General features: G+C 59.2%; 19 protein-coding genes. 9 read left to right on the top strand and 10 right to left on the bottom strand.

Going from position 1 to position 24,483, the window contains the following annotated elements; translation table 11 throughout:
• The first annotated feature begins 66 nt into the window (after window positions 1–66).
• A complete protein-coding gene (locus ISP18_RS17720; RefSeq protein ID WP_380015138.1) occupies window positions 67–603 on the top strand; it encodes a Dps family protein in 537 nt (178 codons plus the stop codon).
• 67 nt (window positions 604–670) lie between these two features.
• Here ISP18_RS17720 and ISP18_RS17715 read toward each other — a convergent pair whose 3' ends face one another.
• Entirely contained in the window at window positions 671–1,486 is an 816-nt protein-coding gene (locus tag ISP18_RS17715; protein WP_380015135.1) for a DoxX family membrane protein, read from the bottom strand.
• Window positions 1,487–1,655: 169 nt separating this feature from the next.
• Here ISP18_RS17715 and bla point away from each other — a divergent pair, with 169 nt between their 5' ends.
• Window positions 1,656–2,546: a class A beta-lactamase gene (gene bla, locus ISP18_RS17710; protein WP_380015887.1), complete on the top strand. Its 891-nt coding sequence runs from the start codon at window positions 1,656–1,658 to the stop codon at window positions 2,544–2,546.
• Window positions 2,547–2,633: 87 nt separating this feature from the next.
• Here the strand turns inward: bla and ISP18_RS17705 are convergent, their stop codons facing one another.
• Genes ISP18_RS17705 through baeS form a run of 4 tightly spaced genes read right to left on the bottom strand, consistent with a single transcriptional unit; the run spans window position 2,634 to window position 7,043 of the window.
• On the bottom strand, window positions 2,634–3,194 hold the full coding sequence (locus ISP18_RS17705) for a hypothetical protein (protein WP_380015133.1): 561 nt from the start codon (window positions 3,192–3,194) through the stop codon (window positions 2,634–2,636).
• The gene (locus tag ISP18_RS17700; RefSeq protein WP_380015131.1) at window positions 3,184–4,770 is read right to left on the bottom strand and encodes an FAD-dependent oxidoreductase; all 1,587 of its coding nucleotides are present in this window, start codon (window positions 4,768–4,770) and stop codon (window positions 3,184–3,186) included. Before ISP18_RS17700 ends, ISP18_RS17705 begins: the two co-directional genes overlap by 11 nt.
• Before the next feature lie 43 nt (window positions 4,771–4,813).
• Window positions 4,814–5,506, bottom strand: a complete 693-nt coding sequence (locus ISP18_RS17695; protein ID WP_380015128.1) for a response regulator — start codon at window positions 5,504–5,506, stop codon at window positions 4,814–4,816.
• 1 nt (window position 5,507) lies between these two features.
• Window positions 5,508–7,043, bottom strand: coding sequence for a sensor histidine kinase efflux regulator BaeS (gene baeS, locus ISP18_RS17690; protein ID WP_380015125.1), 1,536 nt, complete (start codon window positions 7,041–7,043; stop codon window positions 5,508–5,510).
• A gap of 167 nt (window positions 7,044–7,210) precedes the next feature.
• Between baeS and ISP18_RS17685 the strand changes: the two genes are divergently transcribed.
• Window positions 7,211–7,624 (top strand): hypothetical protein, encoded by a 414-nt coding sequence (locus tag ISP18_RS17685; protein ID WP_380015122.1) that lies wholly within the window; start codon window positions 7,211–7,213, stop codon window positions 7,622–7,624.
• 35 nt (window positions 7,625–7,659) lie between these two features.
• The gene (locus ISP18_RS17680; RefSeq protein ID WP_380015119.1) at window positions 7,660–8,682 is read left to right on the top strand and encodes an AraC family transcriptional regulator; all 1,023 of its coding nucleotides are present in this window, start codon (window positions 7,660–7,662) and stop codon (window positions 8,680–8,682) included.
• A 336-nt stretch (window positions 8,683–9,018) separates the two neighbouring features.
• On the opposite strand, the gene ISP18_RS17675 is transcribed toward ISP18_RS17680, so the two are convergent.
• Both ISP18_RS17675 and ISP18_RS17670 read right to left on the bottom strand, forming a co-directional pair.
• Window positions 9,019–12,117: a TonB-dependent receptor gene (locus ISP18_RS17675; protein WP_380015116.1), complete on the bottom strand. Its 3,099-nt coding sequence runs from the start codon at window positions 12,115–12,117 to the stop codon at window positions 9,019–9,021.
• A gap of 763 nt (window positions 12,118–12,880) precedes the next feature.
• Window positions 12,881–15,334 carry a GH92 family glycosyl hydrolase gene (locus ISP18_RS17670; protein ID WP_380015113.1) on the bottom strand — a complete coding sequence of 818 codons (2,454 nt, stop codon included), beginning with the start codon at window positions 15,332–15,334 and terminating at the stop codon, window positions 12,881–12,883.
• Between the two features lie 553 nt (window positions 15,335–15,887).
• On the opposite strand from ISP18_RS17670, the gene ISP18_RS17665 reads away from it, so the two are divergent.
• The 3 genes from ISP18_RS17665 (at window position 15,888) to ISP18_RS17655 (ending at window position 18,899) form a co-directional block, all read left to right on the top strand.
• Entirely contained in the window at window positions 15,888–16,340 is a 453-nt protein-coding gene (locus ISP18_RS17665; RefSeq protein WP_380015110.1) for a VOC family protein, read from the top strand.
• 86 nt (window positions 16,341–16,426) lie between these two features.
• A complete protein-coding gene (locus tag ISP18_RS17660; RefSeq protein WP_380015107.1) occupies window positions 16,427–18,238 on the top strand; it encodes an aspartyl protease family protein in 1,812 nt (603 codons plus the stop codon).
• Window positions 18,239–18,407: 169 nt separating this feature from the next.
• A complete protein-coding gene (locus ISP18_RS17655; protein ID WP_380015104.1) occupies window positions 18,408–18,899 on the top strand; it encodes a hypothetical protein in 492 nt (163 codons plus the stop codon).
• Between the two features lie 107 nt (window positions 18,900–19,006).
• On the opposite strand, the gene ISP18_RS17650 is transcribed toward ISP18_RS17655, so the two are convergent.
• On the bottom strand, window positions 19,007–19,393 hold the full coding sequence (locus ISP18_RS17650; protein ID WP_380015101.1) for a nuclear transport factor 2 family protein: 387 nt from the start codon (window positions 19,391–19,393) through the stop codon (window positions 19,007–19,009).
• 279 nt (window positions 19,394–19,672) lie between these two features.
• Complete coding sequence (locus ISP18_RS17645; RefSeq protein WP_380015098.1) at window positions 19,673–20,581, bottom strand: alpha/beta hydrolase; 909 nt, start codon at window positions 20,579–20,581, stop codon at window positions 19,673–19,675.
• 281 nt (window positions 20,582–20,862) lie between these two features.
• Between ISP18_RS17645 and ISP18_RS17640 the strand changes: the two genes are divergently transcribed.
• Window positions 20,863–21,792, top strand: a complete 930-nt coding sequence (locus ISP18_RS17640; protein ID WP_380015095.1) for an MBL fold metallo-hydrolase — start codon at window positions 20,863–20,865, stop codon at window positions 21,790–21,792.
• Window positions 21,793–22,267: 475 nt separating this feature from the next.
• Complete coding sequence (locus ISP18_RS17635) at window positions 22,268–22,936, top strand: hypothetical protein (protein WP_404559532.1); 669 nt, start codon at window positions 22,268–22,270, stop codon at window positions 22,934–22,936.
• Window positions 22,937–23,037: 101 nt separating this feature from the next.
• On the opposite strand, the gene ISP18_RS17630 is transcribed toward ISP18_RS17635, so the two are convergent.
• Window positions 23,038–24,480 (bottom strand): glycoside hydrolase family 125 protein, encoded by a 1,443-nt coding sequence (locus ISP18_RS17630; protein ID WP_380015089.1) that lies wholly within the window; start codon window positions 24,478–24,480, stop codon window positions 23,038–23,040.
• Between the last annotated feature and the right edge of the window lie 3 nt (window positions 24,481–24,483).

Raw genomic sequence — 24,483 nt, 5'->3', positions numbered from 1 at the left:
CACAGACCTGCTGCTACCAGCCGATCTCTCGTTCAACTACCCCCTGCCACGAGGAGAGAAACCGCCATGCCCAAAGCAAACAAGGCCGAAAAGGCCGCCAAGGCCAAGCAATTGCGCAAGGCCCCGCTGACAACCCCCAGTTCGCTCGGCGACAACGCGCGACGCGACATCTCTGCCGAATTGAATACGTTGCTGAGCGATGTGTTCGCGCTCTACCTGAAGACCAAGAACTTCCATTGGCACATGAGCGGCCCCCACTTCCGGGATTACCACCTGCTGCTGGACGAGCAATCCGACGAAATCTACGCCACCACCGATCCGATCGCCGAACGAGTGCGCAAGCTCGGCGGCACCACCCTGCGCTCCATCGGCGACATCGCCAGGCACCAACGCCTGTCCGACAACGATGCAGATTTCGTCACGCCTGCCGACATGCTGGCCGAACTGCGTGAAGACAATGCGCGCGTGGCCGAATACATGCGCAAGACGCATGATCTGTGCGACGAATACAACGACGTCGCTACCGCCAGCCTGCTCGAAAACTGGATCGATGAGGCGGAACGGCGCGTGTGGTTCTTGTTCGAGACGGGGCGCGCGGTCTAGTAAGCGCGTAATTGTGCGTACCTTCAGGGCCGTCATTCCCGCTTGCGCGGGAATGACGGCAGTACGATTACCGTGTCGCCAACTCGGCCACCCGATTCCGCGACCGGCTGAAAGAAAACCAAGGCACATCCCGATAAGACGCCGCGACAATCCACGCTGCTGCGGTAATCACCGTCGAAATCGCCAACCCAGTCCACACAAAGCGCTGCGACGGCGTAGCCATCACCGACGGAATCCACACGAAGACCGTAAAGATGCCCATCATCCACGCCTCCAGCGTGGCCGCCAGCCGCGGCAGCACGTCCAGTGCGATGGCCAAACCTGCTGCGATGTGCGCGATACCCGTCAAACACGCCCAACCCATGTGATAAGGCAGCCAGCCCGGCACCATCTCGGCGGTTTCCTTGGCATAGATGAGGTGCTCCAACCCGATCAACGGCAGCACCACCGCGAATGCGATCCGCGCGGCGCGCATGGCTTGCGGGCCGCTCAACGAAGCGAAATAGGGCTTGTCGTTCGATGTTACGGCGGAGGCGTACAACAGCCAGCTTGCGGCGACCAGCGTAACGATTTCCGCACAGCCACCCCAGGTGATTTCATGCAGCGGTCCCATGATCACGCGCGGCACATGCAGCGTCAGCAGCCACACAAGCGTGTACACCATCAGTGCGAATGAAGCCGGCACCAGCGTGCGCCGCAGCAACAATCCCGCGCCGCCCACCAGCATGACGGCGCCCGAAACCAGTGCAAGGAACGCGCGCGCCGGCACGCCTTCGGGTACCGGTTGCCACACGGAGGCAAAGTCGCGGGAGAAGAGGCTGAGCAGTCCCAAAGCTATGAACGCCAGGGCGAACATCACCCGGCCGGTGTCAGCGACGCGCATGCAAGCCTCCTCGAGTGATGGATAACCCCATTCAATCCGTCGCCGCCCGCGGTTCAAGAGCCAATTGCGCAGTGTGCCGGCAGGCCAATGCGCGGCGGGTCGCTGCCCCAGTTTCGCCTCAACTTTCGCCGTCCGAAGACCCGGCATGCCGCTAGCATCCGTGGCCCGCATGGCCCTTACAGGTAAACATCGCATGGAACGTCGTGATTTGCTCAAAAGCGTTGTGATCGGGGCTGCAGTGCTCGGCCTTCGTCCGTCGCTGCTCCTGGCGGGTGCGGAAGACATCAACGCTCGCCTGGCCGCACTGGAACGGCAATACGGCGGGCGCCTGGGCGTGGCGATACGCGATACCGGCAACGGACGTCGCGCGGGTTATCGTGCGGACGAACGTTTTCTTCTGTGCAGCACGTTCAAGATGCTGCTGGCAGCGGCAGTGTTGTCGCGTGTCGAGAAGGGCAAGGAACAGTTGGACCGTCGCCTCGTGTTCGGCAAGGATGCGCTGCTCGAATACGCGCCGGTGACCAGCCAGCATGTCGGCCCGCCGGGCATGACCATCGCGGAACTCTGCCAGGCCGCCGTCAGCCTGAGCGACAACACCGCCGCGAACGTATTGCTCGCCCATCTGGGCGGCCCATCCGTGGTCACGGATTTCGCGCGGCAACTCGGCGACACGATCACACGCCTTGACCACGTGGAGCCCGAACTCAATCGCCCCAGTCCTGATCACGTGAGCGATACCACCACGCCCAACGCGATGCTGGCCAATCTCGACAAACTGCTGCTCGGCAATGCGCTATCCGATGCTTCGTGCAAGCAGCTCACCACGTGGATGCTCGGCACGACTACCGGCAAAAAACTGGTGCGTGCGGGACTGCCGGCCGATTGGCGGGTCGGCGAGAAAACCGGCAGCGGCAACATGCAGAACAACGACGTCGCCATAATCTGGCCGCCAGCTCGCAAGCCGCTGCTGGTGAGCGTGTATTACGAGAACACGGCAAAGGACAGCGACGGCCGCAGCGTCGTGCTGGCGGCAGTGGGACGCATCGTTGCGACGATGTAACGCTTGCGTGTCTTGCAAACGTTCACCCTATCGAAGGGTTCGTCATTCCGGCCTTCGTCGGAATGACGGTGAGGCACGACCAAGCCATCAAGAACGCTTCGGGTCCTTAACTTGCATCGGCTTGCTCATCCGGTAATACAACCTGCCCATGTAGAACAACGCCAGGCATCGCCAGACGACATGCACCAGCAGCGCCTTGTTCGCCACGCTGCCCAATTCCGCATGGGAAAGCTGCAGCAAGTCATAGGGCAGCGCCAGCAATTGATAGACGGACAGCACGCACAACGCCACCTTGCCTGGCTTCAACCATAGCCACGTCAGTCCGATCAACAGCCAGAGGATGTCGATCATGTTCGCGTTGGCCACTTCGCGGGTCATCGTCATGCCAACCACGAACCACACCAGGTGTCCGCCCTGCACGCAGAACGGCGGGAGGATGAGCTGCTTCGGTTTGCTAAAGAGTTTCTTGCCCAGGAACCAGATAATCGCGGTGGCCAGTAATGGCACCAGCAGATTGAAACCGGCGTACATGCCCAGCGCCCAGCCGCCGATCGCCGCCGCGACGCTCGCCACCTTGGTAGAGGTGCCGATGGCATCGTCGCCTGCGGATGCGGACCGCTTGGTACGCAAGGATTCTTCAGGATTCATCAACGTCCCCTGTGCGCGCCGCGTTATCGGATCGGGCGGAAGAGATCGCGCGCGCCGTCGAAAGCTTAATGCCTTGGGAAGTTAAATAGATGTCTACAGCTTGCGGCGCACCCGAGGCATCCGCCAGCGCCACATAAGTATCCGGACGTATCAGATACAGCGCGTCTCGGGCGAAACCCGCGGCCTTGTGTTCCGGTTGCCAGTCGAAGACGTGCAGCGGCACGCCGTTGCCGGCACACCACTCGCGCAGCGCCGTGCTCGCGTTGCCGTACACGTGCACTTGCCACGCCATGGAAGCCAGGCCGGCAAAGTTATCGCCGCCATCGGTCGCCGCCCAAGGCAAACGATCGCCGCCATGCACCTCGCCGGCCTCGCCTTCGCTCAAGGGGCCGTGGCGATAGTTCAAGGTGATCTGTGACACAGTGCGGAACAGCAATTCGCGCGCGTTTTCGAAGCGCAGAATGGCCGGAAACAGCGCAGGTACCAGCCGTGTGCGCATGATGTCGGCGATGCGGCCTTCGGCGGTGGCGAGGGTGAACACGCGATCGGTGGTGGCAACCAATCGACGCGCGAACACGATGCGCTCGGCTTCGTAACTGTCAAGCAGACGGTCGGGCGCGAACCCGGCTAGCACGGCGGCAAGTTTCCAAGCCAGATTGATCGCATCACCGATGCCGGTGTTCATGCCTTGGCCGCCGGCGGGGCTGTGGATGTGCGCCGCATCGCCCAGCAGAAACGCCCGCCCTTGGCGAAAGCGCTCGGTGACGCGGTGATGCACGCGATAAGTGGAGAACCAGTGCACCTGCTTTACCGTCACATTCAAATGCTCGATAGCGCGGTCGCTCACGTCCTCGAAGTGCAGCGTTTCGGCGTGTTCCGCGCGTTCGTCGCGCACCGTGCCGATCAGGCGTGCGCGGCCTTCGCCGGCCAGTGGAAAAACCGCAAGGAAATCCGCTTCGTCCAGATCGATGTGCAGTTGCCCATCCAACGAGGGGCCGGAAGCGTCCACGTCGGCGACGTAGAACACCTGCTTGTACGTGCCGCCCGGAAAGCCGGTACCGATCGTCTCGCGCACTAGCGAACGCGCGCCATCGCAGCCGGCGAGGTAACGTGTTTCCCACGACTGCTCGCTGCCATCAGGGCCGCGCAGGCGCGCGACCACGCGTTCGCCTTCGTCGACGAAGCTGAGCAATTCGGTCTGCCGCTGCACGGTCACGCCCATGCGTTCGAGCCGTTCGATCAGCAGGCGCTCGTGCTCATCCTGCGGAAAGATGTTCAAGAACGGAAAAGGCGTGAGATCCGAGCCTAGCGATCCGAACGACACCTGCGCCTTTTTTTCACCTTTCACCCACAGGTTCACCGCGGGTACCCGGTGACCTTTCGCCACGACTGTCTCAGCGAGGTCGAGCTGGCGGTAAAGCTCCAGCGTGCGTGCCTGCACGGCGAGTGCACGCGAGGTAGTGCCCGGCGCGGCAGTCTTGTCGATGATGTGGACGCTTACACCCATCTTGGTGAGCCACAGTGCGAGCACCAGACCGGTCGGACCCGCGCCAATGATCAGTACATCACTGCGCATGCTGCACCTCGTGAGGATAGTTAACGCAAATCGCGTCGAATCGTCACTCGATTTCCAGCTTGTAGCCTACTCCATAGATCGACCGGATCGGATCCTGTCCCGGCGCCACCTGTTGCAATTTGCGACGCAGGTTCTTGATATGACTGTCGACGGTGCGATCTGTTACCACGCGATGATCCAGATACAGATTGTCGAGTAGATGATCGCGCGAGAACACACGCCCCGGATTGGCGGCCAGCGTTTTCAGCAGGCGAAATTCCACCGGCGTCAATTCCAGTGGTACGCCATGGAACATCGCACTGTGCGTGGCTTCGTCAATGCGCAGGGCGATGCCGCTGCCTTGCTCGCTGTTGCCGCGTGCACGTCGCAGGATCGCTTTGACGCGTGCCACCACTTCTCGCGGACTGAAGGGCTTGCAGATGTAATCGTCCGCGCCCAGTTCCAATCCGAGCAGGCGGTCGATCTCTTCCACGCGTGCGGTGAGCATGATGACCGGCACATCGCTGAAACTGCGCAATTCGCGGCAGATGTCCAGCCCGTCGCGGCCCGGCAGCATCAGGTCGAGCAGCACCAGATCCGGCTGGCGGCTCTTGATCGCGGGAATCGCCTCGCGGCCGTCCGCCACCCAACTCGAATCGTAGCCACCTGCACGCAGATAATCGCCCACCAGCGCGGCCAGCTTAGGTTCGTCTTCCACGATCAGGATGCGCGCGAGTGCCTGCGATGTGGTCTCCATGTCATGCATTCTCCAATGGCAGGCGCACCGTCAGCCACAGCCCGCCCAGCGGCGAGGGGTGAGCATCGATCGTGCCGTTGTGCGCCTCGACGATGGCGCGTGAGATGGCCAAGCCGAGTCCGGCGCCGCCGCTGGCGCGATTGCGCGAAGCCTCGGTGCGATAGAAGCGCTCGAACAGACGCGGCAGGTTGGCTGTTTCCACACCTGGCGCCGAATCCATCAAGTCGACGATGGCGCTATCGGCCAGAATTCGGCAGCTGACCCGCAGCATGCCGCCGGCATCCGTGTAGCGCGCGCTGTTTTCGAACAGATTCACGAACAGCTGCTGCAGACGGCCTTCGTCGGCAGTCACCAGCACAGGCGTAGCGGGCAGATTCAATTGCAGGTCCACTTCTACCCGGCGGAAACGCTCGCGGAAGGTGTCGGCGATGCCTTCAAGCAGTTTCGGCAGATCCACTTCCACCTTGCGGTAGAGCATCGTGCCCACGTCGGCGAGCGAAAGTTGGTACAGATCGTCGATCAGCTTGCTCAGCAAACCTACTTCGCTTTGCAAGGACGTGATGGCGTCCTTGTCGAAGTGGCGCACGCCGTCTTCCAGCGCTTCGAGTTCGCCGCGCATGATCGCCAGCGGCGTGCGCAGCTCGTGCGAAATGTCGGCCACAAACTGCCGCCGCACGCGCTGGTTTTTTTCCAGCACCACAGCGAGCTGGTTGAAGTCGCGAGCGAGCTGGCCCAGTTCATCGCGCGACGGCGTTTCCACCCGCGTGGCGTAATCGCCCTCGGCCAGCGCATGCGTGGCCTTGGCGATGCGGTGCACGGGCGTCAGCAGCGTGCGCGCCAGCCAGATCGCCAGCAGCGCGGCTAGCAGCAACGCCGTGATGCCGATGATCCAAGTGGCCCGGTATTGTCCAAGCTCGAAGCGCCGATCGCCGGTTTCGGTGACATCGCGGAAAGGCAGCACCGCCAGCGAGCCGACGGTGCTGCCGTTCACCACGATCGCCTGCTTCAGCGAATGCGCGGCGGTCACGGCGGCGGGATTACCGAACAACAATTGGTTCTGCGCATCCAGCAGTGCGAAGCGGAAATCAGTGCCGGTGAGTTCGGAGACGGAACTGAGTCCACCCATGCGACCCAGCATAGGCGGCGGCCCCTGGCGATCGGGCGGTGGACGATCATCCTGGCCGGGCGGTGATTGACCCGGAGGCGGCTGGTCTCCCGGCGCGTCGGGCGGCGGCCGATCGGGCGGTCCCAGGTCGACCAGATTGCGCGGCAGCGGCATGCCGGCGAAATGGCCCTGCCGCATGATGTCCATCCAGGCGTGCGGATTGTTGCGCAGGAAATCCCAACTGCCGTGTTCGCGGTATGACGTGGCGAGCGACGAGGCCACGCTTTGCATCCGCTCCGTTTCCTGTTCGGTGAGATAGCCGAGAAAACCACGATTGAAACTGAGTCGCGCAGCCACGCCCATCGCCACGACGGCGAACACGGCGACGGCGAGCATCGCAAGAAATAGCTTGACGGTGAGCCCAGGGCGCATGGCTTTAGCAAATTATTGTGGGTGTTGTCCTTATCGCCATTAGCGCTGGATGTCCGGACAGTTGCAAGCGCAACGGGTCGATTCCACAGAATCTCCAATTTTCCTGCACAGTCCTGCTCCAAGGTGGCCTTGTGCGGCGCCACAAGGGCGCCAGTGGACAAGCGCTCATGGCTACGGGCAAACGCAAGCTCGCCAACGAATTTCTGCATTTTCTGGCGGACATCTCCGATCCGGTCACCGGCGCCGTGTCCTGCATTCGCCTAGCCGGTTGGCTGGGCATGACCGAAGCCGCTTTGCGCAAACGCTGGATCCGTCGCGGCACGCGTGTGTCGTGGCAGCAATTCGTGGACGAACTGCTCAGCGTGCTGGACGCCGCACAAACGCAGCAACACGACCTGGAGCAGGCCATCGATTGGTACTTCAACACGCCGATCGAACAGTGCGGCCGCAAGACCGCCGACGAACTGGTGATGGCCGGCGAAGCCGACCAGCTCCTGCGCGAACTGGATGCGTACGGCGCATGGATGCATGCAGCGCTCGAACCGGCACGTCCGCGCCTTGCGCATGGACGTCAACGATAAGACTCAAAACACGATGCATTTTGTGGGGTGGCCGTATGCACAAGCTGTACAAAGAAGATGTCCACGTTGAATACGTCGTGGCCCTGTTGCAACTGCTCGAGCAACAAGGACATTCCCGCGAAAAGGCGCTGGCTGGTACCGGTATTCGCGCCGAACAGCTAGAAGATGCCGGCCGCCTGACCTCGCACCAGGACGCGCTGTTGCTCACCAATGCCGTGCGCCTCACCAACGATCCGGGCATCGGCTACCAGATCGGCCTGCACAGCACGCTCACCTGGCACGGCATGCTCGGCTACGGCTTGATGAGTTGCGCCACGCTGCGTGACGCGCTCGAGATGTGGGCGAATTTCCTGGATCTGCGTACCACCACGTTCAACATGCGCTTGACCGAACGTGACGGCTTTGCCGAGCTCATCGTGCACGACATGGCGCCGCGCGCGCCGATGCGTTTCTGCGCCGTCGATCGCCTGATGACCATGACCACGCGTCTATGCGAACAGCTTGCGCAGCGCGTGCTGCCGGGTCTGGAGATCTGGCATCGTGGTCCGGAACCTCTGCACTACGCGCGTTACCGCAAGCGTGTGGTGACGACGCGCTTCGAAACCAATCTGAGCCTGATCCGCTTCCCTGCCGCAGACCTGGATATTCCCCTGGCGAACGCCAACGCTTCCACGCTGCGCTACATCACATCCCAGTGCGAACGCGAGCGTGCGCGCCTGCGCCGTTCGGACGACTTGGTCGTGCGCGTCATGGACATGCTGCAAAGCCACGAACGCAGCGGCTATCCCAGCATCGAGGAAGCCGCCAAGATGCTGTGCATGTCCAGCCGCACGCTCAAGCGCAAACTACAGCGCCTGGGCCTGAACTTCCGCAGCCTGGTCGACGACGCGCGCAAGGATGCCGTGCTGCGCGACGTACTCAACCCAGTGCTGCGCATGGACGAAATCGCGATACGCATGGGCTATGCGGACCCGGCCAACCTCACGCGCGCGTTCCGTCGTTGGACGGGAGAATCTCCGAGCAGGTATCGGGCGCGGTTGCTGGCCACCGGGACTTGAGCCTTCTGCTCCCTCTCCCCTCCGGGGAGAGGGCTGGGGTGAGGGGCCAACCTCGCGCAATACCCCATCCCGTCATTCCGAAAGGCAAACATCTCGAGCAAAAAAAGAAGGCCGCATCCCGCGGCCTTTTTGCCATGAAAGCGTTGCGACTGTCGTAGCTACGGAGAACCTCAATCTCGCCGCCTCTACTCCCTCCCCTGCTTGCAGGGGAGGGTTGGGGTGGGGTGAGTACTTGCCGTGAACTTTCCCGCAAGTGTTCACCCCCTCCCGACCTCCCCCTGCAAGCAGGGGGAGGAGAAAGCAGCTGCTATGTACGGTAGAAAGTAAGCGAATCGCTTAAAAGTCATATTCCGCATTTAACTGCAGATACCGCGGCTCCTGATAACCCGTAGCCGTCAGATACGTCGTTGCGGTGTACAGCGACGCACCGCTGTTGGCATTCTGGTTCTCGTTCACCGTCAGCACCGTGTGCTTGTTGAACACGTTGAACACCGTGGCGCGCAAGGTCAGGCCCTTCATCCAGTGCGGATGGTAGGAACCGCTCAGGTCCAACTGCCACAGCGTTGGCGTGGTGCCAACCGAACCACGTGCCACATAGGTGCCGACGCCGTCGATATAGCAGTACAGATAGGGCGAACCGCCGGTGGAACCATAGCCGCTGATCTGCGAATCGATCGGTGCATCGCCGTAGCAGTTCTTCGGCCGGCCGGTCTGGCCAATCAAGTTGGCGCCGACCTGCCATTGGTCGGTGATGCGCCATGCGCCATAGGCCTTCAGCGTGTGGCGATGATCGTTGGTCTGGTTACCGTTGCTGCCGAGCATCAACTCCGGATAGTCGAACAGCTCAGAAGTGCCCGTATCCGCCTGACCGTTGTTGGAGTCCACCAAACCTTCGGTGTTGCCGTAGGAGCGGGCCAGCGTGTACGACATGTTGAGGTAGAACTTGTTGTTGAAGTTGCGCGCGGCGGTCAGCTCCAACGCGTAGTAGTTGCGCTTGTAGGCCGGCTCGCCGATGTCCGAACCGCTCAGCACTACCTTGTACAACTTGCTCGGGTTGTTCGGATCCAGCGGCAGATACAACGTGGCGCCGCTACCGGGGTTGTTGATGAAGCAGCCGTTGAGGGTGGAGGCCACCGCCGCGCCGCTGTTCAACGCCGGGCTCAGCGAGGTGGTGGAGTAATCGAAGCCATAAACCGAATCGGCGTACTTGGCGATCGGACGGAAATCGCACTCGTCGTCCAGGCCGGTGAGCACGTGGCGCACGATGCCCTTCACGCCCAGCGTCCAGTCATTCCACTGCTGCTGCGCGCCGAGAATGAACTCGCGCTGCTTGAATGGCTTCAAGCCTTGCGGCGCATACGAGGAAGCAGCCGGCGCCTGGCCGCCTTCGGCGTTAGCGTATTGCACCGGGCCGAGCGCGGTCAGGCCCTCCGGCGCGCCGGTGGTGGCATTCACGCTGGTGTAGCTGTAGGACTGATAGCTGTAGATCGAAGCCGCGGCGCCGCGAATGGCCACGCCCGCATCGATCGGCAACGAATAATCACCCGCACTACCGTAGATCTTCAACGACGAATCGCCATGCACGTCCCAGGCGAAGCCCAGGCGCGGCTGCAAGTTGTGATCCTGCCGCACGAACGTCTGGCCGGTCGCGTTCTTGTTGTTGAACTGATCGTTGCGCAGGCCGATGCGCGCCAGGAAGTTGTCGGTGATGTGCCAGTTGTCCTGCAGATATTCCGCGCGCTGCGTCACGCTGACCTTGGCGCCGGTGTTGAACACGACTTTCTCGACGTAGTTCTCGCTCGCGGCAGCGCCCGAGCTCGAGCTGTCCGGCAGGTATTCCCACAAGGCGCCGCCTTCATAGGCCTGGCCGTACGACGAGGTCGTCACGTCACGTGTCCAGCCGCCGGTGATGTCGTGATCGCCCAGCTTCCATTCCAGATCCAGACGGAACGACTTGCGGCTGTCCTGGCTGTTGTACGCCGTCAGCAGACTGCCAGGCACGAAATTGCAATGGCTGTAGGGCGAGGTGGTACCGGCGAGCACTGGGTTGCGATCGTCCACGATGACCGGGCAACCGGATGCTTCGTTGGTGATCGAACCATCGTAGCTTTCCACCGTGCCGTCCGCGGCAACGGCCGTGTTGTAACGCTTGTTCTTGTTTTCGCCGTACTGGGCGGTGAGCGTGAAGCTATCCGTGATGTAGCTGGTGTACTTGAGGATGTTGTTCTGGCCGCCGTACTTGGTGGTCACCTGACCCTGGTAACCGTAATGATACGGCGTGTTGTCGGCAGTGAAGCCCGAGTAGTAGACGTTGGTGCTGTAGTGCCGCGTATCGTTGAAGCCGGTGTATTCGAGAATGTTGCTGTCGTTGATGTTCCAATCCAGTTTCAGCAGCCAGTATGGATCCTTCTCATTCTGCTGCTGGTAGCCGCCGCTGCCCGACTGGGTGATCGGGTTGTAGTAATCCGATTCGGTCTTGGTCTGGCTGACCAGGGCGAAGACGAACAGCTTGTCCTGAATCAGCGGGCCGCCGACCCAGGCATTCCAGCGCGAGGTGAAGTCGATCGGGTTCCAGCTGCCGTTGTTGCCGATTGAGGCATTCTTGTTGCCGCGTGCGGAATACGACATGTTGCCGTTGTTCAAGTAGACGTTCGGCTCGCTGGCCATCGTCTCGGCGGGATTCCACGTGATATCCACACCGCCTTTCCATTCATTGGTACCGCGCTTGGTGGTCACCGACACCACGCCGCCGGTGGCGTTGCCGTATTCCGCGCCGTAGCCGCCGTCCTGCACCGACTCCTGGTCGATTGCTTCGAACGGCACTTGCGAGAAACTCAGCGAATCGAACTGGTTGGTGACGTTGAAGCCGTTCACGTAGTACGCGTTCTCAGCCACCGACGCGCCGCCGAATGACACGAGATTGCCGAACGCCGCATCGCCCTTCACAGCGCCCGGCGTGAGCAGGGCGACCGCCGATACGTTCTTGGCGATCGGTAGTGCCTTCATCTGCTCGGCAGTGAGCACCGTGTTGGTCTGCACTGACGACACATCGATCGACGGCATGGAGCTAGCCGTGACGCTGATTGTGCTGAGGTTCTTAGCCGCTGCCGCAGTAGCAAGATTCACGTTGGCGCCCTGGCCCGCCAGCACCACTACTTCTTGGCTGCTGGACTTGCCGTTCTCGCTCAAGTTGACCTGGTATTTGCCGGGCAGCAGCGAATTGAACTGATAGCGACCGTCACTGCCAACGGTGGTCGCGCGCGTCGATCCGTTGCCTTCGTTGACCACCGATACCTGCGCGCCCGAATCGGCCGTGCCGTAGATCGAACCCGATGTGCTCTGTGCGAGCACCGCGCCGCTTCCCGCGGCGAAGGCGAACGTGATCGCCCAAGCCATCTTCTTATAACGAAGATTTTTATCGTCACGACGATACATGTGTACTTCTCCCCAACAATGAGCAATAAAAGGCCGCGCCGGGCAGAGCCCAGCGGGACGTGCTGAAAAACGTTTCGTCAGTCGAATGTTTTTTTCACATTACCGCGCGTGATGACGCGTGGCGCTTCGCGTAATGCGTTTGGCCTGTGATCACAAATTGTTGGCCTGCGGTGACAATCTGCATTTCATCTCGCTTTGCGGATGCGCTGCGATTGCCCAAAAGAATGAAGCCCCGACAACCGGGGACTGGTTGTCGGGGCTTCAAGGGCCCGAATCCCTTCTTGGAGGGAGTGCAGGAAACAGACCCATGGGTGACATGCTGGGTTCATGTCACCTTGCATCGCCCCACATGCGATGCAAGACCTTAGTGTGGTTAGTTTGCTACGAAGTTCGCGCGGTAAAAGCCCACTGCGCTTCTATGGCCTCAAACATCAAGCAACTGGCCTGCGTCGACAATTTGGATGGCTAAATGCTTCGCAAGAACTACCTTTCTGCTTCGGCATAGCTATCTACATATCTTGAAGCCAAGCCTGGTATCGCCTCACCGTCATTCCGGCGAAGGCCTGAATCCAGTTCAAATATGCGTCCGAAGGACACAACGTCTTATGTTGAGTGCTTTGCACGCCGTATTGAAACTGGATTCAGGCCTTCGCCGGAATGACGTGGTTACGCGCATTCACATTGTGGAGAAAAAAAGAAAAAGCCCGGCACGACCGCGAATCGTACCGGGCTTACGCCACATCAACCTCTACACACACTCAACTCACAGCGCGATCACGTCGCTCGCCGCCTTGCCAAACGCTGGTGGGCGATCCTCCAACTTGGACCCGAACTGCATGTTCGGCGTCTCCGACATATGAAACTCCAACACGCCACCGGCAGCCAATTCCGCGTGGCTGATCCAGCTCTTCGTCCACGGCTTGCCATTCCACGTCACCGATTGGATGTAAGCGCGCTTCGGTCCATTGTTGAAGGTGCGGATCACCAGCTTGCGATCGCCGCCCAATGCAATCTCGGCGTGATCCAGCAACGGACTGCCGAACACATAGTTGGTGCTCACCGGATCAACCGCATACAGGCCCAGCGCGCTCATCACGTACCACGCACTCATCTGGCCGCAATCCTCGTTACCGGCGAGACCGTCGGGTTCCGGCGGATACATCGTCTCCATCAACATGCGCGCGCGCGACTGCGTCTTGTAGTGCGCGCCGGTGTACGCATAGAGATAGGCCATGTGATGGCCGGGTTCGTTGCCGTGCGAATATTGGCCCACCATGCCGGCGATATCCGGTGGAGCATCCGGCGGCAGCTTGGAGCTGGTAGTGAACAACTCATCCAGCTTGCGCTCGAACACGTCGGGGCCTCCAAACAGACCCATATAGGCGTACAGGTCGTGCTGGTTGAGGAAGGTGGCCTCCCAGGAATTGGACTCGGTGAAGTCGCGCCATTCCTTGGAGTGGCCCATGCCGCGCGGATCGAACGGTTCCAGCCATTCACCGTTTTCGCCACGCGGGCGCACGAAGTTCAACTTGGTATCGAACACGTGGCGGTAATTGCGCGAGCGGCGGCGCAGCGTCTCGGCCAGCTCCTTCTCGCCCGCTGCATCCGCCATGTGCGACACCGCCCAGTCGTCATACGAGTATTCCAGCGTCTTGCTGACCGCTTCGGGTTCTTTGTCGCTGGGGATGTAGCCGAGCTTGCGATAGTAGGGTAGGCCGCGGTAATCGTCGTCCATCGCGCGTTTGCGGTAGATCGGCCACGCACGCGCGTAATCGATGCCGGTAAAACCTTTCGCTTGCGCTTCGGCGAGCACCACCGCCGAGTGATAGCCAATCATGCAACCGGTTTCCACGCCTTGCAGCGGCCATACCGCGGGGCCTTGCGGGCTCTCCTCGGCCATGCGGACCAGACAATTGAGGAAATCCGGCACACGCTCGGACTGATACAGCGTATATAGCGGATGCAGCGCACGATAAGTGTCCCACAGCGAATACGTGCTGTAGTTGTTCTGCCCCTGCTGCAGCTGATGGATGGCCAGATCCATGCCGCGATAGCGCCCGTCCACGTCGCTAAACAGCGTAGGCGCCAACATGGTGTGGTACAGCGAGCTGTAGAACACGCGCAGCGTGCGTTCCGAAGACGATTCCACCTGGATGCGGCTCAGCTCGCGTTCCCATGCTTCAGCGGCGGCTTGTTGCGCCTGCTCGAAATCCCAGCCGGGAATTTCCGCATCGAGATTGCGCAGCGCGCCGTCGATATCCACACCCGAAATGCCCACCTTTACCAGCACGGGTTCTTTTGCAATGTCCTCAATGTGCAATGCAGCCTTAAGATGTGTACCGCTGATTTCGCCGGTGCCAGACGGTGCAGCGGCGTCTTCCGAATACAGCGTGGCTTGCGAGAACGGCCGCGACACCTTCATCGCGAAATAGATGTAGCGACCGTCTGCCCACTGGTGCACGCGTCGGGTGCCGACCAGCGTGTCGTTGCCAATCAGCTTGAGCTGCGCATCGGTCACCTTGCATGGAGTTTTGAAGTCGTCGTGGAAGCCATGCGCGAAATCCACCAGCAGATGTCCACTGCCGGCGCCGTGGAAGGTATAGCGGTGCAGGCCTGCGCGCATGGTCGCGGTGAGTTCCGCGCGAATATCATGATCGGTCAGATGCACGCTGTAATAACCGGGACGCGCATGCTCCGCGTTGTAGCGCGAGCGATATCCGTGGCCGGGGTGCGCTTTGCTGTGCTCCGTTAGCTGAGGTCCGGGTCCGGCTGCACCATCGAAGCGCGAGTGGTAATTCACATCAGGCAAACCGCGCTCGCCAGGTTGCAACAGCACCTCGCCTTGCGCCGGCATCACCAGCACATCGAGCATGTCCGCCGCTCCGGTACCGCTCAAATGCGTGTGCGAGAAACCCATGATCGAACCGTCGGCCTGGTGATAACCGGACGATGCATCCCACCCGGCGTCGTTCGTATCGGGGCTCAACTGCACCATCCCGAACGGCATCGACGCGCCTGGATACATATGCCCGTGACCGCCGGTACCGACGAACACGTCTACATAGCGCGACACGCCACCCGCCGCCTTCGTCGCCGCACCGCCAGCTGCCTTTTGGGTCGCACCGGAACCTTCCGCCAATCGCGCGAACGCAGGCAATGGACCACCCAACGCAGCCGCCGCACCCAAGCCCTGCAAGAACCTTCGACGTGACACCATGTCGCTACTCCCCGAACTTTCTAGTTGTCATGTAAACCAGAGGCGTCAGCGACAGGTTCGTAAAAGAGCAATCCAGCCGCGCGCAAGACGCACATCTCACCCAGTGGAGACTAGCGATAAGGCCACCGTCCACTGCACGACTGTAAACGAAAAATTTGTCTCGATCCAAATTTCTTTGGGGCGGCTATAACTTGTTTATTTATAAGCTAATTTCTTCGGGGAATTGAGCTGGACGTATATGTTGTCGTCGGCGTTGCTTAACCAAGTCGCTCGGTATGTAACCCTGTCGCAAGTACTTACCCTTCTCGAAGAGCCATCGAGCCTGGTGTTGCAGTCCAGCGTGTTCGAATGAAGCTAACCTCCGCAGGTCGCTTCGATAACCGGCCGGTATCCTGATTACAAAAACACAGTCGTATACCGGCATCTTTGCGGCAGTAGGCTTCCGAACCAAATCGGACATCGAAGCGAGAAGTTAGTCCCGATATCGATGACGTAAAAAGGAGGGTTTATGCTGCGATAGGTAAATCCACTTTCGACCGAAAGGAGCGAGCAAATGGCAGTTAGGCCGATCTTGGTGCTGTGCTTGGGATTTCTCTTGATGGCCAATCAGGGTGAAACCGCGGCTGCCGCGCCCGCCGGACACGTCACTGGCGTAGGCGGCGTGTTTTTCAAGGCGAAAGATCCGAAGGTGCTTGCGGCCTGGTATCGCGACGTATTGGGACTGCCGGTGGAAGCCTGGGGCGGTGCGGCGCTGCGCTACGACGCGCCAAAACACCCTCCGGTGCTGGCGTGGAATGCATTCCCTGCGTCAACGAGCTACTTCGCGCCATCGACCAGTGCGTTCATGATCAACTACGCAGTCGACGACATGGACGCTTTACTTGCGCGATTGCACGCAAAAGGCGTTGCAGTTCTGAAGCGCGATGACAACGACCCAAACGGCCGCTTCGCGTGGATCCTAGATCCCGAAGGCAACAAGATCGAGCTTTGGGAGCCGAAACGTTAGACGCCTTCGCATTGGCCGGCTGAAACCGGAACCCATAGCGGACGTGAGACAAACAGTAATAGGCACCATACTTCTCAGGGGGAATCATGATCGTCGCGGTACGAATTGTCGCGAATGCATTCGCGATAAGGATGGTGCGTTTGTGCTGTCTTGGTATCAGCGTTTTACTCGCAAGCCACGCTTGGGCTGACAGTTGCCAATTGATACGTTACGGCACCTTTCCGGTGGAAATGGAAAGCGGGCGTGCCACAACTGTGGTGAAGATCAACGGAGCCGATACGCGCTTTGCTCTCGATACAGGGTCTTTTTTCAACATCATGTCGAACGCCACCGCATCGTCGTTGGAACTCAAGTTGCGAGCTATGCCGTTTGGTTTTCACATTAACGGTATCGGAGGCGCTGCGGATGCCCAGTACGCGCGCGTGAAGGAATTTGGCATCCTCGGCACGACGCTCAAAAATATTGATTTCCTCGTCGGCGGTACCGATGCGGGTTATGGCCTGCTAGGCGCCAACCTGCTCGATTTCGCCGATCTGGAAATCGATATGGCACATGGCAAATTGACTCTGTTCAAGGTGGACGGCTGCGATAAGCATGTGCTGGCGTACTGGTCCACGGGCCGTGATTACTTCATGGCCGACCTCGACCCCTCCGATAACCGGCTCGACCGACGTACTTTTATCGACGTGACGATAAACGGCAAGAAAGTGCGGGCGCTGCTCGATTCGGGAGCCTATGCCACCTTGCTAACCCGTCATGCTGCTGAGCAAGTCGGTATCGACCTGAATGCGCCGGATGTGAAGAAGGGCAACACCGTCATGGGCTTTGGCGCCAAGTCAGTCAAGTCATGGATTGTGCGCATCGATTCATTCTCCGTCGGCACGGAAACCATCCAGCATAGCCAGATGCAGGTCTTTGATGGAACCCTTGGCGATGGCACCGACATGTTGCTGGGCCTGGATTACCTTCTTGCCCATCATATGTTTATCGCCAACAGCCAGAAAAAAGCTTATTTCACGTACAACGGCGGCCGTGTGTTTGCGTTGGCCGATGCACCTAGCGACGGCGATAAATCCGACGCCGCCACTGGTGCTGAGAACAACAGCGCAGCACCCAAGACCGCGCCCGATTACGCGCTGCGTGGCGAAGCCTATCTGTCTCGCGGCGAACCAAAGGCTGCCGTAGCCGATCTGAACGAGGCGATTCGCATGGCTCCAGATCAGGCTGATTATTACGTTGCCCGTGCGAGGGCACTTTGGGCGGATAAACAGTCCGATGCGGCGCTCACTGATCTCAACAAGTCCTTGAGCCTGGATCCGAAGAACCTTGAAGCGTTGCTGCTGCGCGCCAGACTCCACTTCATGCACAAAGACCGTACGAGTGCTGCAGCCGATGTGACGGCGGCAAGCGCCTTGGCGCCTGCGGGATCAGCGCAGGCACGTTCGGTTGCCACCATGTACATCCAACTCGATCAACCCGCCGCGGCGCTGCCAATGCTCGACGATTGGATTCGCCTTCATGACAATGACGCCAAGCTCGGGTCCGCGCTCAACGAGCGCTGCTGGGCGCGCGGCCTGAGCAATCAAATGCTCGACGATGCGTTACATGATTGCCGCAAGGCGATCAAACGCGATGGCGAAAACCCGGGCTATCTCGACAGTCTCGGTTTGGTGGAGTTGCGGCTGGGACATTATCCCGAATCGATCAAAGCCTACGAGCAGGCCATCGCGCAAATGCCGCGTTCCGCGTGGTCGCGCTACGGCCTTGGCTTAGCGGAAATCCGCAATGGCCAGACGGACGCGGGCAATGCCAATCTGGTCGCCGCGCGCGCGCTTGATCCAAAGATCGACGCACAGACTGCCAAGTACGGCTTGACCGCGGCACAGCCACCGAAATGAATGGCTTGACAGTAAATGAGTTCGAGTCACGAGAGGATGCTCGACGCTGGCTGATGGAAATTCAGCATAGTGTATTCAGCGGCTGAATCCGCAACCCGAAGTAGACCTTTTATTTTATCTGTTTCAGGTCACCTTCTCATCGCACAGGACGACTTTCTAAGGAGACAATGTGTCAGTAAATCGCAAATGGCGAAACGTGCTTCTGACTATCCCGGTTGCGTTGACGGTCAATGGGTGCGCCACCGTTGCACGTGACCAGCCCAATCTGTTCCATTCGAGTTCAAAACCTTGGTTATGCGAGGGCAAAATAGATGTGAGCCAATTGGGTAGCATGCCCAATACTAGGGAACTCACAGCACGCGCGGTTGTTCATCCTAGTGCAGATATAGAAGACCTTGAAGTGGATTTAACTCCGGTCCCTTCCCAGGCAAAGAAGCCTTGCGCAAATGGTGCCACTTGTAAAGTGGAGAACATTGGAGCCCGCACCCGAATTGTTATCTATCCGGCTAAACCAACTCACCCTTCGCCTCAGCAATCTCCCGGGATGATGGCTTACTCCGAAGGTATCGAGTTTGATCCAACTAAATCTCAACTCGCATTCAGCGGTGGCGGATTTGAATGGGGCTGGATCTTCACGGGTAAATGCATCATCAAGCCTTAACCGGCCACTTTCGATTGCGGACTCAACTGATCGTTGCAACACGCCTCCTGCTCACGCAGTCTATGGGTGTTTCATCGACCGGCTGAAGTCGCAACCCATGCCGCTGATCAGGCCCGCAGTTCGACATATTGAGCGCGCCAAGGAGGAGCGGCGAACGGATCGGCGAAGTATTGGGTTTCGTGCGACACCTTTCCATCCCTGAACTCCATGATGCTCACGGTGTAGGCGGGCTTGCCCTCGTAGGTAATCACATACTCGGTAACCCAGAGATTGCCTTCTCCTACGACACGCCGGACCACAAACCCCGATGGTTTACCTGGATGATGGCTACGAAGCGCTTGCAGGTTACGCCGGCCGTGAATGATCTCGCCTGACTGTGGGTACTCGCACACAGCATCATCGTGATAGATCTCATGCTCGACAACTTGATCACCCGCAGCGGATGCAGCCCAATGTCGATCAATGGCCATTCGGATGTTCTGCATTTCCATCATCGGCCTCCATTTTGAGCCGTGTGCTTACGGCACCAACTTGGTATGTATCTAACGCCTGAATCAAGGGGCATGCGATACGCGCATCCGCTTGGACGACTAGATAGGCTGCGCTTGGCCACGCTGGCATACAAGTGCTCGCGCCAGACCAACCCCAATCTTGAAGTACTCCACTGATTTCCCGTGGTGGGAAGGCCAACGCTAGTAGCACCGCTACAATGTCCGATTTCGACTGCGGACACGTGTAACGAGTAGATACCATCCCACCAAGATGTTCCGCATTTAGTCTTGGACGATGCCGATCGTCCGCAGCCATACCTCGACCAAACGAGGCCAGTCGGTAATAGGAAACTGCGTCCGTCGCAAGCCGAACGCATGCCCACCGTGTGCATACAGATGCATCTCAACCGGTACGTCGGCCTTCTTCAGCGCAGCGTAGTAAACCAGCGATTGGTTCACACCATCCACATTATCGTCTTCTGCCTGCGCTAAAAACGTAGGTGGTGTTTCATGGGAGACCGGAACATTGGGGTTCAACGTATCGTCATCGGTCGCGAGATGTCCGGGATAAATCGCTACGGCAAAATCTGGACGGCTGCTTTCTTTGTCGGCCATGTCTACCGGCGTATACAGGCGACGTTTAAAGCTCGTACTAACCTCCGCCACAAGATACCCGCCCGCTGAAAACCCGATCACTCCAATCTTGTGGGGATCGATGTGCCATTCCGTGGCATGAAAGCGCACCAACCTTAACGTTCTCTGGGCATCCTCCAACGACGGCACCGACGTCGCCAAATTGTGCGGACGGCAATCGCATTGCCAAACATAAGGCACACTCGGAACGCGATACTTCAACAATATGCAAGTAATGCCTCTGGATATCAGCCAATCGCAAACCTCAGTGCCTTCGAGATCGATGGCCAGAATCTGGAAGCCGCCGCCCGGAAACACGATGACCGCGGCACCGGTGTTCTCCCCCTTTGGGGCATAGACCGTCATCGTGGGCTGGGTCACGTTGGTCACCGCCCCCCGCGTTTCGGTTTCCGGCCCCGGAACGGGTTGCTCATCTGGCGCCACGCCTGGCCATATCGGTATCTGCGTGTGTCCGGCTGCGGGCTGCCAAATCATCGTCTTCGCATACACGCTTCCGCACATGGCCAGCAGACACATGGCAATGGTCCACAGCTTCATGACGCTCCTCCGTTTTTGGCGCACGGCCAGAGTTGTGCGATCAAGGCAAGAAATCAGATGGAGCCTTCAACTTTCCAATCCTGCACTCCGCATCGGCCTTGCCGCGGCGGCTTCCGGGGATTTTTTCGGGCAAGCTTGTTGCTAACGCCGTCGGCGCACGCGATCAGCGGCCGGTATCAGACCTGGTCCGAAGTGTTCAAAGTTATTCTGAAACGTGCTTGTTCTTGTGTCTGCTTTCGATCCGAAGCGAACGCTGTGCATACACGTCAATGGAGGCACCTATGTTTAAGCTCTCACTTTATGCTGCACTTTTGATGTTCGCCGCTTCCAGCAGCATCGCTGCGCCGGTTGCGCCGCCCTTGGAGTTACTGGTGCTGGGGTCCGGTGGCCCCGGAGCGACAGGCCGGGCCGGAGCAGGATATGTCGTGTTAGTCGATGGAGAACCTCGCATCGTGGTCGATGCAGGGCCTGGCACATTTGTACGCCTGGGTGAGGCAAAGCTCTCATTGGCGAAGATCGATATCATCCTGTTAACGCACTTGCATATCGATCACACGGGCGAATTGCCCGGGCTATTCAAAGCGCGTGCGATTTCAGGTGATGGCGCAGTCAATTTCAGGGTCTTTGGTCCCACAGGGCGCCGTGGCGAAGGCGAGGAGGCCACCTTCCCATCGACTAGCCACTTTATCGATCTGTTGTTCGGTCCTGATGGCGCATACAGCTATCTGCACGACTTTGCGGCCCCAATGACGATCAATGCGACGAATATCGACGCGTCCACGAATGCTCCCAAGACATCGAGGGTGATTTATTCAGAGCGCGGCCTGCATATCAGCGCGATAGCTGGCCATCATGGCGACGCACCTGCAGTAATCTATCGCATCGACTATCGTGACCAAAGTATCACCTTCAGCGGTGACATCGATGCCAACGGAATCGACAACCTGCGTCGCATTGCACGACATACCAGACTGCTGGTTTTCAATTGCGTCGTGCTTGATCCACCTGGATCTCGGCCCGTGCTCTATACCTTGCATACACCGCCTAAGACGATTGGCGTGGTGGCTGCCGAGAGCGAAACGGAAAAGCTGCTGCTCAGTCATTTGTCGCCCTCGATTGATCAACAGCAGGCCAGCGTCGAGGCATCTATTCGTGAGCACTACAAGGGACCGGTAGTGTTCGCCGAAGACGGTATGCGCTTGCAACCTTAGTTGGCCTCTCGGCATGTCCGCTTCCGATCCCAAGCGAACCTAGCTGGAATTTAGCTCTTGATCAAAACGAGGGAAAGACATCGCCGTCAACGCAAGAACAATAGGCTCAAAAAACGGCCATCAGTTCGTATTGTGGCACGGTCTGTTGGCGATGTTCGGATTGGCGCATTCAGTCAGAAGCGTGAAAACGGTGGCCGCAATAGAGACTGTCCGTTTCAAGGTTTTGCCCACGGCCTTGAATTTCCCGAGTACCCGTCTTGCCATGTGCAGTGCAGCAATAAGTTGAAACCCTGTTCGACATGTCGATTTGCCGGCTTCCCATTCGTCGTTCAGAAGTCACGGGTGACTGTTGGGTCGGACGTACCGTCGCGCCCAACGTTCCGTGTATGCCCGGATACCCGGTACCGAACGGAAATAGAGGAGCAAGGCAATGAATCAGACATTCCGTTGTTTCGGCCACTTGCTTGTGTTTTGCGTGCTTGCCGCGTTAATCGCCAGTGCCGGCGCCTGGGCCCAGCAGCCACGCCAAAGCTATCCGAGCATGGCGCCGCTTTCCCAATATCTGATCACCGACCGCGCCGCGGAAATAGCGTTAGCTCGGAGTGCTGCGCCCGCAGCGATTTCCGATCAAGCGACCGTGTTGGTGCTCCAATCGAAGGGCTACGTGACGGCGTCTGAAGGCAAGAATGGTTTCGTATGCGTGGTCGAGCGGTCATGGATGTCCCCATTCGATGCGCCGCAATTCTGGAATCCAAAATTACGCGGGCCTATCTGCTTCAACCCGGAGGCGGCCAGATCGATTCTGCCCATGACCTATAAGAGGACGGCCTTGGTGCTAGCTGGGCAATCCAGAGAAGAAATCAAAAAGAGCATCAAAGACGCGTTCGCGGCAAAGCAATTGCCATCGCTGGAGCCAGGAGCGATGTCTTACATGATGTCCAAGCAAGGGTATCTCGACGATCAGTATGGCCATTGGATGTCGCATCTGATGTTCTATACCGCTACCAACGTGGATTGGGGTGCCGATCAAGCGGGCTCGCCGGTCATGTTGAATCCACAATTCCACGGCGCACCCGAGCCGATAAACGTATTGATGATAGCGGCCGGCAAATGGTCGGACGGCACCGCCTCGCCGAGCATGTAAGCGTGTGATGTTGTCGATCGAGTCGGAGGTCGGTGAGCCGGTCGCATTCCTTTTGCGGAAAGTGACAAATGCACTGCGGCGAATTCCAACCTACGCGAAAATCAAAGTTCGCCGAGCAGCAGGGAGGGATATCTCTGCTGCACATCAATCATCAGCTCACCAAACAACGTATTTGCCCACGCAAACCAGCTGCGCGTGAAATGCGTCGGATCATCCTGATCGAAGGTTTCATGGATGAAACCGCTGCCCGCATCCGTATCGCGCAACCACTTCAGGCATTGCCGAACCTCGGCAACATCACCACTGGTCTGCGCATACATCATGATCGACATCGGCCAGATCATGCGTAGCCCCTCGTGCGGTCCACCGATGCCATTGGCCGCCTTGCCACGGAAAAAGTAGGGATTGCGCGGGCTCCATGCCAGCTCGCGCGTATGACGATAAAGCGGATCGTTGCGATCGCAGCAGCCCAGGTATGGCAAGCCGAGCAAGCTGGGCACGTTGGCATCGTCCATAAATAGCTGGTTGCCGAAGCCGTCGATCTCGTAAGCCCAGAACTCACGGCCGTCTTCGTCGCGCATACGGCCGTCCTTATGCACAGCCTGTTCCACTTCATTCGCCAGAGCCTCGCATTCGCCGGCGAAATCCGCATCCTTGTGCAAGGCGCGGCTCATCTGTGCGAGTTGGCGCAGGCTCAGCACGGCGAACAGGTTGGGCGGCACGAACAGCGGATACGTGCATGCATCATCGGACGGCCGGAACATGGAATGGATCATTCCGTTCGGCTGCGTGGGATTGCCGTAGCCGCCGAGCATCTGCGTTTCTGTCGGCACCTCGGAGGTGCGTTGGAAGTGATAGGACCCTTTGTCGTGCTTGCGCTGCTGTTCGCGGAAGGTCTTGAGCACCAGGTGCATGGCTTCACGCCAGTCGTCATCGAACGGCTCAGTGTCGCCGGTTGCCTGCCAGTAGCTGTGTGCAAGGCGGATCGGGTAGCACAGCGAATCGATCTCCCACTTGCGTTCGCCGACGCCGGGTTTCATGTCGGTCTGATCATGGCGCGCCCACACCAGCGGCTGCGCGTGCGGATCGGGCATGAAGGCGTTGGCATAGGGATCGATGCGGATGCAGCGCGCCTGGCGGCGGATCAGTCCGCGAAACAGACGTTGCAGCGCCTTGTCGTGCTTCGCCAACGGGACGTACGGCACGACCTGCGCCGAGGAATCGCGCATCCACATCGCATTGATGTCACCGGTGATCACAAAGGTGTCGGGCTTGCCGTCGAGCGTGCCGAGTTCCACAGTGGTGTCGAGCGTGTTGGGATAGCAGTTCTCGAACATCCAGGCGAGTTTTGGATCGGCGATGGATGCTTTGACGCTGGCGAGTTGGCGTTCGACGGCTTCGCTGACGAATTTGCGCTTGGCTAGGGGTGGGCGTTGGCTGGTGTAAGTTGAAGCGCTTTTCGCTAAGCCAGGCAACGTGATGCCAGTCATGCCCACTGCCGTGGCAGTGCCAATCAGTTTGAGAAAATTGCGGCGTGTGGGCATGGT

Origin of the sequence: Dyella humi, assembly GCF_044904605.1 — a bacterium.
In the GTDB taxonomy this organism is placed as follows: domain Bacteria; phylum Pseudomonadota; class Gammaproteobacteria; order Xanthomonadales; family Rhodanobacteraceae; genus Dyella_B; species Dyella_B humi.
Note: the sequence above shows the minus strand (reverse complement) of the source record. Positions and strands in the feature narration are given on the sequence as shown.